A 14,110-nucleotide genomic window follows, 5' to 3' on the forward strand; every position below is an offset into this window, starting at 1 on the left:
CTCAAGCGGCTCTGTGAGGTCAGACTGTGCTGGATGATGTTGCCTTTATAGCCAGTGTGTCGGAAGACTTGGCCCGGGAATACCGGACTGCCAAGCGCTATGTGCAGGACGTGCCAACCCAGGCACTACTGCATGTTCGCAGCTTTGCCCACAAATTGACTGAGCTGTTGGCCGCACCGGCCAAGCTCAGTTTTGACAGCCCCAACCTTTATGATCGTATCGAACAGCTCAATCGCCAGCGGCTGATCGATGTGCGCATCACCCGGGCGCTGCATAGGCTGAGGGCCGATGGCAACCGCGGCGCCCATCCGGAAAAGTTCCACCTCACAGAAACGCAACTGCTGCAACTGGCCAAAAAGGCCATCGGCGATCTGTTGAAACTGATGGAACTGGCCTACCCCAGGCTGAAGGGCCGGGAAGCGCCAGAATACCACTTCGATGACTTTGATCTGCAGGCCGGACGCGAGCTCTGCTATCGGGCCGTGATGGAGGATGATGCCGAGGCGCAATATCTGCTGGGTATGGCGCTCAAGAATCGGGCCCTGATTGCCCGTGGCCAGGAGCAGGCCCTGCAAGATAAGGCCGACGAACCGCTCACGGGTGACTCGGCGCGAATGCTGGCCAAGGCGGCACACTGGTTTGCCGAGGCGGCGCCAACTGAACCCAAGGCGTTGTTTGAACACGGAGTGGCCCTTATTCATGGCTACAGAGGTGATGTTGATCTTGCTACCGGGCAGCAGGCTATTCGCCAAGCCGCTGAGGCCGGCGTGACCGATGCCATGGCGCTCTTGGGTTACTTCTATCTGGTGGGCAGTGGTGAGCTGGCTAAAGATGAAATCGAGGCAGAACGTTTCCTCAGTGCTGCTGCCGCCAACGAACAATCTGAGGCCATGGCCAATCTCGGGGTGCTCTGTTATCAACGCGGCGAGCTGCAACAAGCCTTTGAACACATAACCCGGGCGGCCAGAGCCGGCGATCCCCACGCTCAATACCACCTAGCCCTGATGTTGGCCCGTGGCGAAGGCTGTGAAGCAGACCTAGGTGCCAGTGAACAATGGTTGGCCGAAGCGGCAGAGCAGGGACAACTGGATGCCATGTTGGCACGGGCGCAGCATATGCTCAACGATGACACCGCATTTGGCTCGGATCTGTCTCAGGCCGAAAGTTATTTAAGACAGGTTATCCGCTATGGCCACAGTGTGACCGCCATGATTGAATTGGCGATAGCCCTGACCGATGGTTGCCTTGGACGCATAGACGTAGTGGAGGCTGTTGCTTGGTTGCGCCTGGCACGAGAGCGCGCCGATGAGCGTGAACTGGAGGTGATAGGCCCCTTGTGGCAGTCACTGCAACAACAGGTTGAGAATGTATTGCAACTGAGCCAATCGGCAGATGAGCGGCGTGCCCTGAAACGGGCACAGGAACTGCTCGCCGATTAGTCCGGTTCGTGCTCTATGATACGGCCCCTTGGGCTCAAGCCTGAATCCCGGCACAGGTTGGGATCCAGGTCGTAGAGATCTCTTTGTCTGCCTCTTTGGCGGCATTGGTGAATGCTGGCCAACTGGCGTTTCAAATAGCTGCGGCCAAACAGGCTCAAACACAGGAGTGTAGTTGCCGCCAGGATCAACACCAGGGGCATAAGCAAGAGTGCCAGGCTAAAGGCACTGAGACTCAGCAATGCTCCCGCCAAGGTTCTGGGATTGAGTGGCTGACTCTGCGCAAATTGTCGGTACATCTTTCTTCCTCCGGTCTTTGCTTGGGTCCAAGTGTGACCCCATCCCTGGCTCAGGTCACGTTAAATCTGCTTCATTATTCATCATGTTTAATACGACTTTATTAAGAAAGCGTTAAGAGGCAGGAGTTCCCCGAATAAATAATTATTCATCAACTGTGGTTTAAAACCCAAAAGCCAGAGTTTTTGTTGCAATTTTGACCTGTTTTTCAACTAATTGTGAACTATCACTCAGTCAAATCAGCAGAATATGCGATCATTTCGACAAAGCTGTAGGTCGCTACTCCGATGGTTGTCGGCCTTTTCTCAAATATCGGACCCCGCTGAAGATGAAACTCCGCTCATTGAAACACAAGTTGCTGGTGTGTGTGGTACTGGCATTGACTCTGGTTGTGGCTCTGCTTTCCTGGCAAAGCTACAGCACTCAAAAAACACAACTGTTGCAAGCCAGCCAGCAAGAGTTAAAGCGTATTGGTGATATGCAGGCACAGCGTGTCACCGAGTGGTTGGCGATTCGCACCAACGTGGTTTCATCCTTGCAGGAATATATAAGTGATGACTTTGTGCCTGCACTGCAGCAGGCCAGGGCGGCCGGCAAGCTGGAGTCTGTCTACTTCGGTGGCAGTGACGGCAAAATGCAGGATGCCGATCCCAGCGTGGACAACAGTCATTACGATCCCCGCAGCCGTCCTTGGTACCAGGATGCCATGGCCAAAGGCCGGGCCATTATCACCAAACCCTATATCGACAGTGGCTATGGTATTCAGGTGGTCTCTTTGGCGCAGCCAACCGCCAAAGGGGTGATAGGTGGCGACTTGGCAATTGATACTCTGGTAGCCGAGGTCAACAGCATGGCGATCCCGGCTGCGGGTTTTGCCGTCATGATGCATAACGACGGTACCGTAATCGCTTATAAGGATGGCAGCAAGGCGATGCGTCCGGTTGCCGAAATTGATGATGATCTCGGTGCGGGCATTCTGGCCAACATTCAAAAAACGGCGCAGTTGCAATCCCTGTATTTTGATGCCGATGGTCGGGACAAACTTGTTTGGGCAACGGCTATTCCGGATACCGACTGGCAGCTCTTGCTGCTGCTGGATAAGGCAACGCTTGAAGCACCACTCGGCAAATTGCTTTGGACCCAGGTTGGCTTGGCGGCGCTTGTGCTGCTGGTGAGCACGGCGGCTATCTCTTGGTTTCTCGGACTCTTGTTGGCTCCGCTTGGGCGGGTATCCCAGGCGCTGGCACGGATTGCCGACGGCAATGGCGATCTGACCCAAAGGATCACTGTCGACAGCAATGATGAAGTGGCCGAGCTGGCGGACAACTTCAACCGCTTTGTCTCGGCCCAGCATCAGCTGATAAGCCATATACGTCAGTTGGCGGCCGAACTGGATCTGGATGCCGAGCGGGGGTTGAATACCACCCAGAGCTCGGTTGTTGAGCTGCAAAGGCAGCAGCAGGAAGTAACCATGGTGGCTACCGCAGTTACCGAGATGGCCAGTGCCACCCAGGAGATTGCTGCCAACGCCGAGTTGACCGCTACTGCAGCGCAGCAATCTTCCTGCAGCTCTCAGCAGGGTAAGAGTCTGGTACTGCAGACCCGAAACTCAATACATTCATTGGCCGAGGAAGTAGGCCAAACCACCGAAGTGATCAATGAGCTCAATCGTCATGCCCAGGCTATCAGCGGTATTCTCACCGCAATTCAAGGGGTGGCCGAACAGACCAATCTGTTGGCGTTGAACGCCGCCATCGAGGCTGCCCGTGCCGGTGAACAAGGGCGCGGTTTTGCCGTGGTGGCCGATGAAGTGAGGGTTCTGTCTCAGCGTACTCAGGATTCGGCTTCCGAAATCCACGACACCATAGAGGCATTGCAGCAAACCACTGCCAGGGCGGTAGCCTCCATGGAAAACAGCCGCCAGATGGCAGGCCGCAGTGTCGGCGATGCCGAAGAGGCCAGTAAGGCGCTGGAAGAGATAGCCGTTGCTGTGGCGCAGATATCCGATATGGCCGGGCAGATAGCCACGGCGGCGGAAGAGCAGACTCAGGTAACGGGGGAGATTACCCAAAACACCACGGCCATCAAGGACGTTACCGATGAGATCACCTCCACCGCCATGGACGACCTTGAGCACGCCAAGGCACTCAAGGTGCGTGCGACCGATCTCAATGCCAAGGTCGCGACCTTCGTGCTCTAATCACGTTTAACTCAAGACCGCCGTTCAGGCGGTCTTTTTACTGCTCATGCTGTCACCTATCAGCTGCCGCATCCAGCGGTGGCCGGGGTCGTCGTTATTGCGCTCATGCCAGAGCAACACATAAGCCATGGGCATAAAGTCTATCGGCAGTGGCAATTGCTGCAGCGAGTAAAGCTTGCAGGCGTGCAGTGCAAAACTGGAGGGCAGGGTAAATACCAAGTCACTGTGAGCGCAAATACTGGCAGCACCGTAGAAGTCCGGCACTGTAGCACTGAGGCGGCGGTGATGACCGAGATCCGCCAGAAAGTAGTCCAGCGCCCACCAATCATTACCCTCACAACGCACCTGTACATGGGGCAGCGCCAGGTAGGCAGCCAGATCCCAGACCTTGTTCTTTTGAGCTTGCAGCGCCGGGTGCCCTTCGCGCACCAGACACACTTGATGATCCTGAAACAGAGTTTGATACAGGATCCCTTCCGGCAACTGGCTGAAGTGAAAGCTGGAGCTGGGCTGCAGATCCCTTCCCGAAATTCCCAAATCTATCTGCCCCTGCTGCAGTGCCTGCATGGATTTTTCGGTCCAGACATAGGAGTCGAGCCTGACATTAGGGGCGTTGCTGAGCAAGCGACCGATAAAACTGGGCAGCAGAGTTTCATAGGCGCTTTCTACCATGGTGAGCGAAAACTGCCGGTTGCTGCTGGCCGGGGTAAACACGGGAGGTTGGGTCAGTTGATGCAGACTCTGTAAGGCGATAGGCAGATGTTGCGCTAACTGTTCGGCGTGAGCCGTCGGCTTGAGGCCGTGGGCGGTGCGCTGAAACAAAGGATCGCCCAACATGTCGCGCAGGCGGTTGAGGCTCTTGCTCAATGCAGATTGACTCAGGTGCAGCCGATTGGCGGCGCGGGTCACGCTGCGCTCTTCCAGCAGCACCTGCAACATGACCAACAGGTTGAGGTCGATACGGGCCAGGTTATCCAGATTCACCCTGATATTCCTCAGAGGAAATTATGTTGTGAGATTATATCATTTCTTTTCATACCTCCAGTTCATTAGAATGTGCCCCATCTCAGTTTTCACTCAGGATTGAACGACAACCTATGGCAAAAAACCTCCTGCCTATGCTGATGGCCATGGTGCTGTTAAGCCCACTGGCTATCGATATCTACTTGCCCTCTTTGCCGACTATGGCGATTGAATATGGCGTCAGTGCCGGCGAAGTCCAGTCTACTCTGGTGCTTTTCCTGTTCGCCATGGGGGTAGGGCAGATCCTCATAGGCCCTTTGGCTGACAGATTTGGCCGCAGGCCTGTGGCATTGGGGGGGATTTCTCTCTATGTGCTTAGTGCGCTGTTGGCTGTGGTTGCCATGGAGTTCGAATGGTTACAGATCGCCAGGGTATTGCAGGGGTTGGCAGCTTGCTCCACTTCTATCGTCGTCTTCAGTGCAGTGCGTGACTGTTACGCACCGGCTGAAAGTTCTCGTATCTACAGCTATCTCAACGGTGCGATTTGCGTCATCCCCGCACTGGCACCAACGCTTGGCGGTGTGATGGCGATGCAATTCGGTTGGCGTTCAACCTTTGGACTGATGGCTGTTTACGGCTTGGTGATTCTGCTGCTGGTGAGTATGCGTTTTCCAGAAACCCGGCCGCAGAATACTGTCAGCAGTGGGCCGCTGTACCGCTGGGGTCGCTATCAGCCTGTATTGGCCGAACGCCACTTCCTGTTTTATGCCTTCTGTTGCATGGCCGGTATGGCCTCAATATTGAGCTATGTTTCCTACGCACCTGTGTGGCTGATTGATCATTTGGGTATGTCAGAGCTGGCATTCAGTGGCCTGTTTGGACTCAACGCCTTGGTGAACATTATTGCCTGTTTTGCCGCCCCCATGGTCACCAAACGCCTTGGAAATCGCGCGACCGTTGTGTTTTCGCTCTGGTTGCTGCTGGCTTCTGCCGCGATGCAACCTGTGCTGCAGATCTATGGCCCTCAACAAGGTATGGCTGCCGCCATGAGCTTTATGTTGCCCATGATGTTGCTGTGTGTCGGTTTCGCCTTCCTGCTGGGTCCGGCAACCAGTATGGCGTTGGCGGCCTTCGGCGAGCGTGCCGGTACTGCGGCAGCCTTGCTCGGTTGTATTCAGATGAGCGGCGCTTCTTTACTGGCCGGTCTGGTGCAGCAAACTGACCTCAGTGCGCCATTCGCCGTAACCTTGGTGATGGGCAGCCTGTCTATGGTGCTGCTGCTGATCATGGCCCAGCGTCGTTTCAATGCCTGGCATCAGGAGCAGCAGTTTGCGCATCACTGAGTTTTAACAGATTTAAGCATCACCCTTGGCCCGTTGCAGTTGACCGCTGCCGCGGGCATTTTTTTAGAGCCAGGATGGTGCATGGGGGCCAGTGCCGGTTGTCGGCGGGGGTTGTGTTACCATAGCTGGCGCTGTGGTAGGTCCGCAGTCTTAAAAGTGTTGAATCTCTGATAGAGAAGACCTATGTCGCGCCCTTACTGTGAACAATGTGGTTACCCACAAACGGCCTGTGTTTGCGGGGCCGTGTCTGCTATATCTCCACGCAGCCGGCTGTTGGTACTGCAGCATCCCTCCGAGGTGGAACATGCCAAGAACAGCGTGCGTTTATTGCAGTTGGCGGTGCCGAACACCAGAGTGGTAGTGGGCGAAACCGAGGCGGACTTTGCCGAGCTGAGAGCTGAACTGGCAAGGGATAGCATGCCGACTTTCTTACTCTATCCCTCTGATGAGAGTCAGCTGTTACAGGCGGCTGAATCATCTGAAGCGGTACGGCTTATCCTGCTGGATGGCACCTGGCGCAAAACCTTGAAAATGTATCGACTTAACCCTTGGTTACAGGCCTTGCCCCAAAAGCATTTGTCACAGGCGGCGCCGACAGCGTATCGCATTCGCAAGGCCAGTCGCAGCGATAGCCTGTCGACGATCGAGGCGGCAGCAGCGGCCCTGTCTCAGTTGGAGCCTGGGCTGGATGTGGCGCCTATGCATGGGTTACTGGCTGAGCTGGTGGCGCAGCGGCTGCGACGGATGCCGGCCAAGGTGCGGGAGCGGTATTGAGTAAGCGGTAGCGAAAATTTCGTGTAGATCACGACATTTATAAGCTAATCCGGTTTTAATTAGCGTACATCATCCCTGATGATGGAGTGGGACTGTCGGCTTACCGCTTTTGCAGGGGAGTGGTAGCAGAATGACTCTGTTGCCGGCAGTCCTGTTCACTCCGCTGACTAGAGCTGAAAATGTGCCAGGGCAAACTGTTCTGGATGCAAGGGATAACCGAAAAAGAACCCCTGTGCCAGCCCATCACCCATCTGCCGCACCATATCATTTTGATCGGCCGTTTCTATTCCCTCGGCAACAAACTTGAGCTCCAGTGCCTGTGACAGCTGCACTATGGCCTGACACAGACGTTTGCCTTTCTGATGCTCCAGCTGTTCGGCAAATTCACCGGCAATTTTCAGCCCATCCAGGGGCAGGCTGCCTAAACGGCTCAGTGATGACAGCCCGGTACCGAAATCATCGAGGACGATTCTGACCCCCAGCTCCCTGAGTTGTTTGAGGGTTTGTTTGGCCTGGCGTGGATGGCCCAGCAGTGCCGATTCTGTGATCTCCAAAATCAGTGCTTCGGCGGGAAGCTGATGATGTTGCAGCGCCGATTTTACCTGCTGGTAAAAGTCCAGGTGCTCCAGTTGCAGCGGCGACACGTTGACCGAAATAATAAAGTCGTTGTCCTGTTGCCGCCAAAGCGCCAGTTGCCGGCAGGCTTGCTCCAACACCCAGTTGCCGACAGTGACTATTAGACCGGTTTCTTCCAGCAAGGGCACGAAATCGGCCGCTTCCAGTAGTTCGTGTGGACTCTTGTGCCAGCGCAGCAGTGCTTCGGCGCCGGCCATGCGGTTATCCTTGAGCCTGACTATGGGTTGGTAAAACAGGCTCAGTTGCCCCAGCCCCAAGGCATGACGCAGATCGCCGAGCAATTTGAGTTTATGTTCGGCGGCCTCACTCATGGAGCTGTCATAGAAATTGATATGGCTGGCGCTGCGTTTGGCACTGTACATGGCGGTGTCGGCCTGGCTCAGCAGCTCGGAGGGATCTATCTCTCGGTCGCCAAACAGGCTGATACCTATACTGGTACCCAGGTAGAATTTCTGTCCTTCCAACTCAAACGGCGTCTCGAACAGGGCCAATATCTGCTGCGCGAAACGGTAGATATCTTCTCTGTCGCGGCAATGCTGTAACACCAAGGTAAATTCATCACCGCCCATGCGGGCTATGTCGGCTCTCTCTATGCAACCGGCTTCCAGCCTGGCGGCGACCAATTGCAGTATTCTGTCACCCATGGAGTGACCAAAGCTGTCGTTGACATGTTTGAAGCCGTTGAGGTCCAGAAACATTAAGGCACCTGTGGTTGGTTTTCCTTGGTTGGCTGCTTCGCGACTGGCGCTGAGGGCCTGGCGCAGTTTGCGCTTCATATGACGACGATTGGGAAGTCCGGTGAGCATGTCGAACATGGCTTGTTCTGTCAGGCGAGACTCCAGTTGCTTGCGCTCGCTGATATCGCTGAAGATGGTGACCAGATAACAACCGGATTCGGTCTGCAACCTGCGACTGCTCTGCCAGGCGGGAAAGTGACTGCCATCGACTCGGGTATGGCTGACCTCGCCCTGCCAGAAGTCCCGCTGCGCCAAGGCGGCGCGGCATTCTCTCTGTTTGGGGTCGTTTGCGGTTTCGAGGATCTGCAGTTGCTGGCCTATCAATTGTGCCTGGCTGAAACCGCAAAGGCGGCAGAGGGCCCGATTGACTGCGAGGATTTTGCCCGAGGTATCACTGATGACTACGGCTTCGGCACTTTCTTCAAGAATGCCCGCCAATACGCTGCGGGGCAGCAAGCCAAATACGTCCTGAGCTTCACCTCTGGGGCCCAGGCGACGATCCAAGGCTTCGAAACGCACCAAGATCATCCTGTTACTGTCTATTCTGACTGGTTCCAGGTAGAGGCGGGTTGGCAGTTCTTTGCCGTGGCGATTGAGATGCAGCCACTCCTGCACCTGGGACTTAGCCGTAGCGGCCTGCAGTAGTTTTTTCGCCAACTCTATGCTGCTCTGGCCGCCCAATTGCAGTCTGGGGGCAAAGTCATAGAGAGTGGCATCGAGAATTTCCTGGTGGACACAGGCGAAGTAATCCAGCGCGGCCTGGTTGGCTGCGAAAATTTTACTCCCTCTGAACAGTGCCAGAGGTGTCGAGTGTGGATCGCTGCGCCAGAGTTGCAACTGGGGGCCAAGCTTTGTGTCGGCCACCAGACTCTGCAGCAGTTGTGTCCATCGGATCATCCAGGATACTCCCTTGTCGTTCTCCCGCTGAGAACCACTTCCCTTTGTCAATACTTCAATCCTTTGGTTTTAAAACTAAACAGATCTACTCTGTGGCTCAATCAAAATTTCGTTTTGTTGCTAAAAATGTTCATTATCGGTCAAACTGGTGAAAAAATGTGTGATAGTCCTTGGAAGATGGATTTTTGTTCTCTCTCATGCAGGAGTGAATTATGGCGAGATTAATACTGTTACTGAGTTGGCTGCTGGCCTTTGGCGTGAGTGCGGCCGATTTGACTCAACTGAGTGAAAAAGCCAGTGAAGATGCCCGGCGTCTGGAGCAGGAACAACTGGAAAAAGCCAGGGCCGCAGCCAAGGAAACTGCCGAGCGGGAACAGAAGGTGCTCAAACGCCAGCAATCCGGTGAATGGCAGGAGGAGCAAAGGCTAAAAGCCAGTAAACAGTTTGATGAGAGGGCGCAGCGGGAACAGAAATATTTGCAGGAAGCCAAAGAGGCGGCGGCCAAAGAGCGCAAGATCGAAGAGCCCAAGATGAAGAAGCTGAAACAGAAGCAGATAGAACCTTAAGCCAGAGCTGCACTTCAGCCCCCAAGTTAAAGTGCTTGCCGTCCAAACCATTCAGACTAACAGGGAGATGTTATGAAATCTTTTGTCTCGGGACTGAGCCTGGTTCCTGCCTGGTTGTTGCCATTTGCCGTATTCGCTGCCGACCCTACTGTGCTGGCGCAGCAGCAAGCCGCCAAGTTGGAGCCAAAAGTGATTGAATGGCGACGGGATCTGCATAGGCACCCTGAGTTGTCCAACCGTGAGTTTCGCACGGCCGCCAAGGTCAGCGAGCACCTGCAATCTTTGGGATTGGAAGTACAGACTGGTGTGGCTCATACCGGTGTCGTTGCCTTGCTCAAGGGCGATTATCCCGGGCCCTTGATCGCTCTTCGGGCCGACATGGACGCCTTACCTGTTACTGAAGCCGTGGATCTTCCCTTTGCTTCCAAGGTTAAGGCCGACTACCGTGGGCAAGAGGTGGGTGTCATGCATGCCTGTGGTCACGATACCCACGTGGCTATCTTGATGGGGGTGGTCGAAGCCCTGAGCAACTTGCGATCTCAGCTTCATGGTGAGGTGATGTTTATTTTCCAACCGGCGGAGGAGGGAGCGCCTGAAGGGGAAGAAGGCGGCGCCGAGTTGATGCTGAAGCAGGGGCTGTTTGCCGCCAAACCCGAACGTGTTTTTGGACTGCATGTGACCTCGAATCTCCCAACAGGCATGATAGGGCTCAGGGGCGGGCCAACCATGGCCAGTGAAGACTCTTTCAGTATCCAGGTTAAAGGACGTCAAACCCATGGCTCCCGTCCCTGGAATGGCGCCGACCCCATAGTGGCCGCGGCACAAATTGTCAGTGCCTCGCAAACTATTATCAGCCGCCGCACGGATTTGACTGCCGGCCCCGCAGTATTGAGCTTTGGTGCCATCAACGGCGGGATACGTTCGAATATCATTCCCGATGAGGTTGAGCTTATCGGCACCATAAGAACCTTTGATCAGCCGAGCCGGGCCAATATCAAACAGCAACTGAGCAAGACCGCCGAATTGATAGCGCAAGCCAATGGCACTGAGGCGAAGACAGAGATAGTCCAGGGTTATCCCGTGCTGGTGAACAGTGCTGAATTGGCGGCCGAAGTCAGGCCCTTGCTGGAGCAAGTGGTCGGCAAGGGGAGGCTGGTGGACCCCGGGCTTATCACAGGGGCTGAGGACTTTGCTTTCTACGCGCAAGAAACCCCGGGGGTTTTCTTCTTTCTTGGGGTAACTCCTGAGGGGACTGACCCGGCAACGGCGGCCAGCAATCACTCCCCCTATTTCTATGCCGATGAAGCAGCGTTCAAGACGGGGGTAGAGGCGTTGACCACACTGGCACTCTCCAGCTTAAGCGGCAAATAAACCGTACGGGATAAAGCATTTTGCTTACAAAATCTGACAATTCCGTATCACTTGTTACTTGATTTGCAGTGCTTTTTTACCCGATATTGGATCTTTTGAAATCAGCAATCAGCCAAGGAGCGACCCAATGAAGCGTACGCTGACCGCCCTGCTGATGTCAGCCAGCCTTCTTGGGGCGGCGACAACACAGGCGACCACGGCCGAAGATATTCAGAGTTTTACCCTGAATAACGGCATGAAAATCATGGTATTGGAGGATTCATCCATTCCCAATGCCAACATGTATCTGTTTTGGAAGGTGGGCTCACGCAACGAGGTGCCCGGGATCACAGGGATTTCCCACTTCTTCGAGCATATGATGTTCAATGGCTCCAAGAAATACGGCCCCAAGATGTTTGACCGCACCATGGAAGCGGCCGGTGGCGCCAATAACGCCTACACTACTGAAAACGTGACCGTTTATACCGACTGGTTCCCTTCCAATGCTCTGGAAACCATTTTTGATCTGGAAGCCGATCGGATTGCGGCGCTGGATATCAATGCCGAGATGGTAGAGAGTGAGCGCGGCGTAGTTGCCTCCGAGCGTACCACAGGGCTGGAAAACTCCAACTGGCGTACTCTGCAGGAAGAGGTAAAAGGTGTGGCCTTCAGGGCGCATCCCTATAGCTGGTCAGTGATTGGCCATGAATCTGATATTGCGGCCTGGACCTTGGAAGATCTGGTGCAGTATCACAAGACCTACTATGCCCCCAACAATGCGGTTGTGGTGATTGCCGGTGACGTTAAGCTGGCCGAGGTCAAGCGTCTGGCCCAGCGTTACTTTGGCCCTATCCCGGCGCAAGAGCCACCCAAGGCTGTGAAGACAGTCGAGCCGCTGCAAAAAGGGGAACGACGGGTCTTCGTCAAGAAAGAGTCTGTCAGTACGCCCAATATCATGCTGGCCTATCACGTACCGGCCACCACCAATAAAGACTATTACGCGCTGGATCTGCTGACCTCGATTCTGAGTGAAGGCAACAGCTCGCGCCTCTACAAGGCTTTGGTGGACAAGCAGTTGGCGATTGCCGCCGAGACTTATATGCCCATGTCTTTTGACCCCAACCTGTTGTATATCCTTGGGGTGGCGGCCCCAGGTGTCAGCGCCACCACTCTGGAGCAGGCATTGATCGAAGAGGTCAACCGTATTGCCCGTGACGGCGTTAAGGTTGAAGAGTTGGAAAAAGCCAAAAATATCAAGCTGATGGATTTCTATCGCAGTATGGAAACCATCAATGGCAAGGCCAACACCCTGGGCACCTACGAACTTTATTTCGGTAGCTTCGACAAGCTGTTCCAGGCGCCGGATGCCTATAACCAGGTCACAGTGGCCGACATTCAAAGGGTGGCAGAAACATACCTGCGCCGTGCCAACCGCACTGTGGGGGTACTGGCTGCACAAGAGGAGGCGGATCAATGAGCAAGGTTTTTTCTCTCAAGGCCTCTCTGGGCGCCGTGGCCATTGCCGCAGCCTTAATGGTTTCAGGTTGTCAGTCTACCCAGGTGAAGGTGAGCCAGGATACCGGCCACTTTGTACTGCCAACATATGAAAGAGTCACTCTGGATAACGGCCTGACGCTGATGCTGATGCCGCAGAAAGAGGTGCCGCTGATCACCCTGAACGCCGTGGTGAAAGTCGGCAGCGTCAATGACACCACAGCCGGTGTGGCAGAGGTGACGGCTCAGGGCTTGTTGCTTGGCGCCGCCGGTCGCACCAAGGCCAGCATAGAGCAGGAGGTGGACTTTCTCGGTGCCAGTCTGAATGCCGATGCCGGCCGTGAGGGCAGTTACCTCAGTGCCGATTTTATGGCCAAAGATGTCGATACCATGCTGGGATTGTTTGCCGATGTGCTGACCCGTCCCGACTTTGATGCCACTGAGTTTGATAAACTCAAGAGCCGCAGAGTCGCCGAGCTGGCGCAGGAGAAAGAGAGTCCCAAGTCCGTGATTGGGCGCTACTTTAACAAGCTGGTCTTCGGTCAGCATCCTTATGGCAATGCCACTTCGGGTACCAGTGAATCTGTGTCCCAGTTGACGGTCAACCAGCTTAGAGCCTTCCACAAGGGCTACTATCAACCGGCCAATACCGCTATCAGCGTGGTGGGCGATTTCGACCCGGCGCAGATGAAGGCCAAGCTGCAGGCGGCATTCGGTCAATGGAACAACAGTGAATCGCTGCGTGCCGTCGACCTCAAGCAGGGGCTGCCGACTCTGTCTGCCAGCCGAGTCTTGCTGGTGGATAAGTCGGACGCGATAGAGACCACCTTCACCATAGGTGGCCTGGGTGTGACTCAGGATAACCCTGACTATGTGGGCCTGACTGTGGTCAACACCATACTCGGTGGCCGTTTTACCTCCTGGCTCAACGATGAGCTGAGGGTGAATGCCGGTTTGACCTATGGCGCGCGCTCGGGTTTCGTTCCCTATCGTGACTCAGGGGTGTTTATGATCAGTACTTTCACCAAGTCGGCTACTACAGAGGAAGCCATTGACTTGGCACTCAAGACCTACAGTCGCCTGTGGCAGAAAGGGATAGATCAGCAGACTCTGGATTCGGCCAAGGCCTACGTCAAAGGCCAGTTCCCGCCCAAGTTTGAAACCAGTGGTCAGTTGGCCGGTCTGCTGTCAGACATGTACTTGTACGGTTTTGATGAGTCTTATATCAATCAATTCCAGCAACGGGTGGATGGGCTGACTCTGGCGCAGACCAAGCAGTTGGTTGATAGCTACTTCCCCAAGGATAAGTTGCAGATGGTGCTGATTGGCAGTGGCGACAAGATAGCCCCGATAGCGGCCAAGTATGGCGAGGTGACCCGGGTCGATATCAAGGATGTCGGTTTCGGCGGTTAACCCG

Annotated in this window: 11 protein-coding genes; 8 read left to right on the plus strand and 3 right to left on the minus strand. The window is 55.0% G+C overall.

The genetic code is table 11. The features are described from left to right. Window positions 1-26 precede the first annotated feature (26 nt). A complete protein-coding gene (locus HCX89_RS07875; RefSeq protein ID WP_167715610.1) occupies window positions 27-1,439 on the plus strand; it encodes a tetratricopeptide repeat protein in 1,413 nt (470 codons plus the stop codon). On the opposite strand, the gene HCX89_RS07880 is transcribed toward HCX89_RS07875, so the two are convergent. Beyond that, window positions 1,436-1,735 carry a hypothetical protein gene (locus HCX89_RS07880; protein ID WP_025010750.1) on the minus strand — a complete coding sequence of 100 codons (300 nt, stop codon included), beginning with the start codon at window positions 1,733-1,735 and terminating at the stop codon, window positions 1,436-1,438. The genes HCX89_RS07875 and HCX89_RS07880 overlap by 4 nt on opposite strands. A gap of 326 nt (window positions 1,736-2,061) precedes the next feature. On the opposite strand from HCX89_RS07880, the gene HCX89_RS07885 reads away from it, so the two are divergent. Further along, entirely contained in the window at window positions 2,062-3,933 is a 1,872-nt protein-coding gene (locus tag HCX89_RS07885) for a methyl-accepting chemotaxis protein (RefSeq protein ID WP_096142124.1), read from the plus strand. Window positions 3,934-3,957: 24 nt separating this feature from the next. On the opposite strand, the gene HCX89_RS07890 is transcribed toward HCX89_RS07885, so the two are convergent. Then, on the minus strand, window positions 3,958-4,917 hold the full coding sequence (locus HCX89_RS07890; protein WP_025888907.1) for a LysR family transcriptional regulator: 960 nt from the start codon (window positions 4,915-4,917) through the stop codon (window positions 3,958-3,960). A gap of 113 nt (window positions 4,918-5,030) precedes the next feature. Between HCX89_RS07890 and HCX89_RS07895 the strand changes: the two genes are divergently transcribed. Together HCX89_RS07895 and HCX89_RS07900 are read left to right on the plus strand one after the other, a co-directional pair. Then, complete coding sequence (locus HCX89_RS07895; RefSeq protein ID WP_025010751.1) at window positions 5,031-6,239, plus strand: multidrug effflux MFS transporter; 1,209 nt, start codon at window positions 5,031-5,033, stop codon at window positions 6,237-6,239. A gap of 183 nt (window positions 6,240-6,422) precedes the next feature. Then, complete coding sequence (locus tag HCX89_RS07900; RefSeq protein ID WP_044735449.1) at window positions 6,423-7,013, plus strand: tRNA-uridine aminocarboxypropyltransferase; 591 nt, start codon at window positions 6,423-6,425, stop codon at window positions 7,011-7,013. A 167-nt stretch (window positions 7,014-7,180) separates the two neighbouring features. Here HCX89_RS07900 and HCX89_RS07905 read toward each other — a convergent pair whose 3' ends face one another. Continuing rightward, window positions 7,181-9,283, minus strand: coding sequence for a bifunctional diguanylate cyclase/phosphodiesterase (locus HCX89_RS07905; RefSeq protein ID WP_071238005.1), 2,103 nt, complete (start codon window positions 9,281-9,283; stop codon window positions 7,181-7,183). Between the two features lie 212 nt (window positions 9,284-9,495). Between HCX89_RS07905 and HCX89_RS07910 the strand changes: the two genes are divergently transcribed. The 4 genes from HCX89_RS07910 (at window position 9,496) to HCX89_RS07925 (ending at window position 14,106) form a co-directional block, all read left to right on the plus strand. Beyond that, the gene (locus HCX89_RS07910; RefSeq protein ID WP_025888910.1) at window positions 9,496-9,849 is read left to right on the plus strand and encodes a hypothetical protein; all 354 of its coding nucleotides are present in this window, start codon (window positions 9,496-9,498) and stop codon (window positions 9,847-9,849) included. 72 nt (window positions 9,850-9,921) lie between these two features. Then, window positions 9,922-11,220, plus strand: coding sequence for an amidohydrolase (locus tag HCX89_RS07915; RefSeq protein WP_167715612.1), 1,299 nt, complete (start codon window positions 9,922-9,924; stop codon window positions 11,218-11,220). A gap of 127 nt (window positions 11,221-11,347) precedes the next feature. Beyond that, complete coding sequence (locus HCX89_RS07920; RefSeq protein ID WP_025010755.1) at window positions 11,348-12,676, plus strand: pitrilysin family protein; 1,329 nt, start codon at window positions 11,348-11,350, stop codon at window positions 12,674-12,676. After that, window positions 12,673-14,106 carry a pitrilysin family protein gene (locus HCX89_RS07925; RefSeq protein WP_144165088.1) on the plus strand — a complete coding sequence of 478 codons (1,434 nt, stop codon included), beginning with the start codon at window positions 12,673-12,675 and terminating at the stop codon, window positions 14,104-14,106. Before HCX89_RS07920 ends, HCX89_RS07925 begins: the two co-directional genes overlap by 4 nt. Window positions 14,107-14,110 lie beyond the last annotated feature (4 nt).

This window comes from Shewanella sp. Iso12, assembly GCF_012030025.1.
Taxonomy (GTDB): domain Bacteria; phylum Pseudomonadota; class Gammaproteobacteria; order Enterobacterales; family Shewanellaceae; genus Shewanella; species Shewanella algae.

Bases quoted from the DNA above. Each gene is read 5' to 3' on its own strand.
- HCX89_RS07885 (WP_096142124.1), top strand. From the start codon at position 2,062: ATGAAACTCCGCTCATTGAAACACAAGTTGCTGGTGTGTGTGGTACTG.
- HCX89_RS07880 (WP_025010750.1), bottom strand. From the start codon at position 1,735: ATGTACCGACAATTTGCGCAGAGTCAGCCACTCAATCCCAGAACCTTG.
- HCX89_RS07900 (WP_044735449.1), top strand. From the start codon at position 6,423: ATGTCGCGCCCTTACTGTGAACAATGTGGTTACCCACAAACGGCCTGT.
- HCX89_RS07920 (WP_025010755.1), top strand. From the start codon at position 11,348: ATGAAGCGTACGCTGACCGCCCTGCTGATGTCAGCCAGCCTTCTTGGG.
- HCX89_RS07910 (WP_025888910.1), top strand. From the start codon at position 9,496: ATGGCGAGATTAATACTGTTACTGAGTTGGCTGCTGGCCTTTGGCGTG.
- HCX89_RS07905 (WP_071238005.1), bottom strand. From the start codon at position 9,283: ATGATCCGATGGACACAACTGCTGCAGAGTCTGGTGGCCGACACAAAG.
- HCX89_RS07895 (WP_025010751.1), top strand. From the start codon at position 5,031: ATGGCAAAAAACCTCCTGCCTATGCTGATGGCCATGGTGCTGTTAAGC.
- HCX89_RS07925 (WP_144165088.1), top strand. From the start codon at position 12,673: ATGAGCAAGGTTTTTTCTCTCAAGGCCTCTCTGGGCGCCGTGGCCATT.
- HCX89_RS07915 (WP_167715612.1), top strand. From the start codon at position 9,922: ATGAAATCTTTTGTCTCGGGACTGAGCCTGGTTCCTGCCTGGTTGTTG.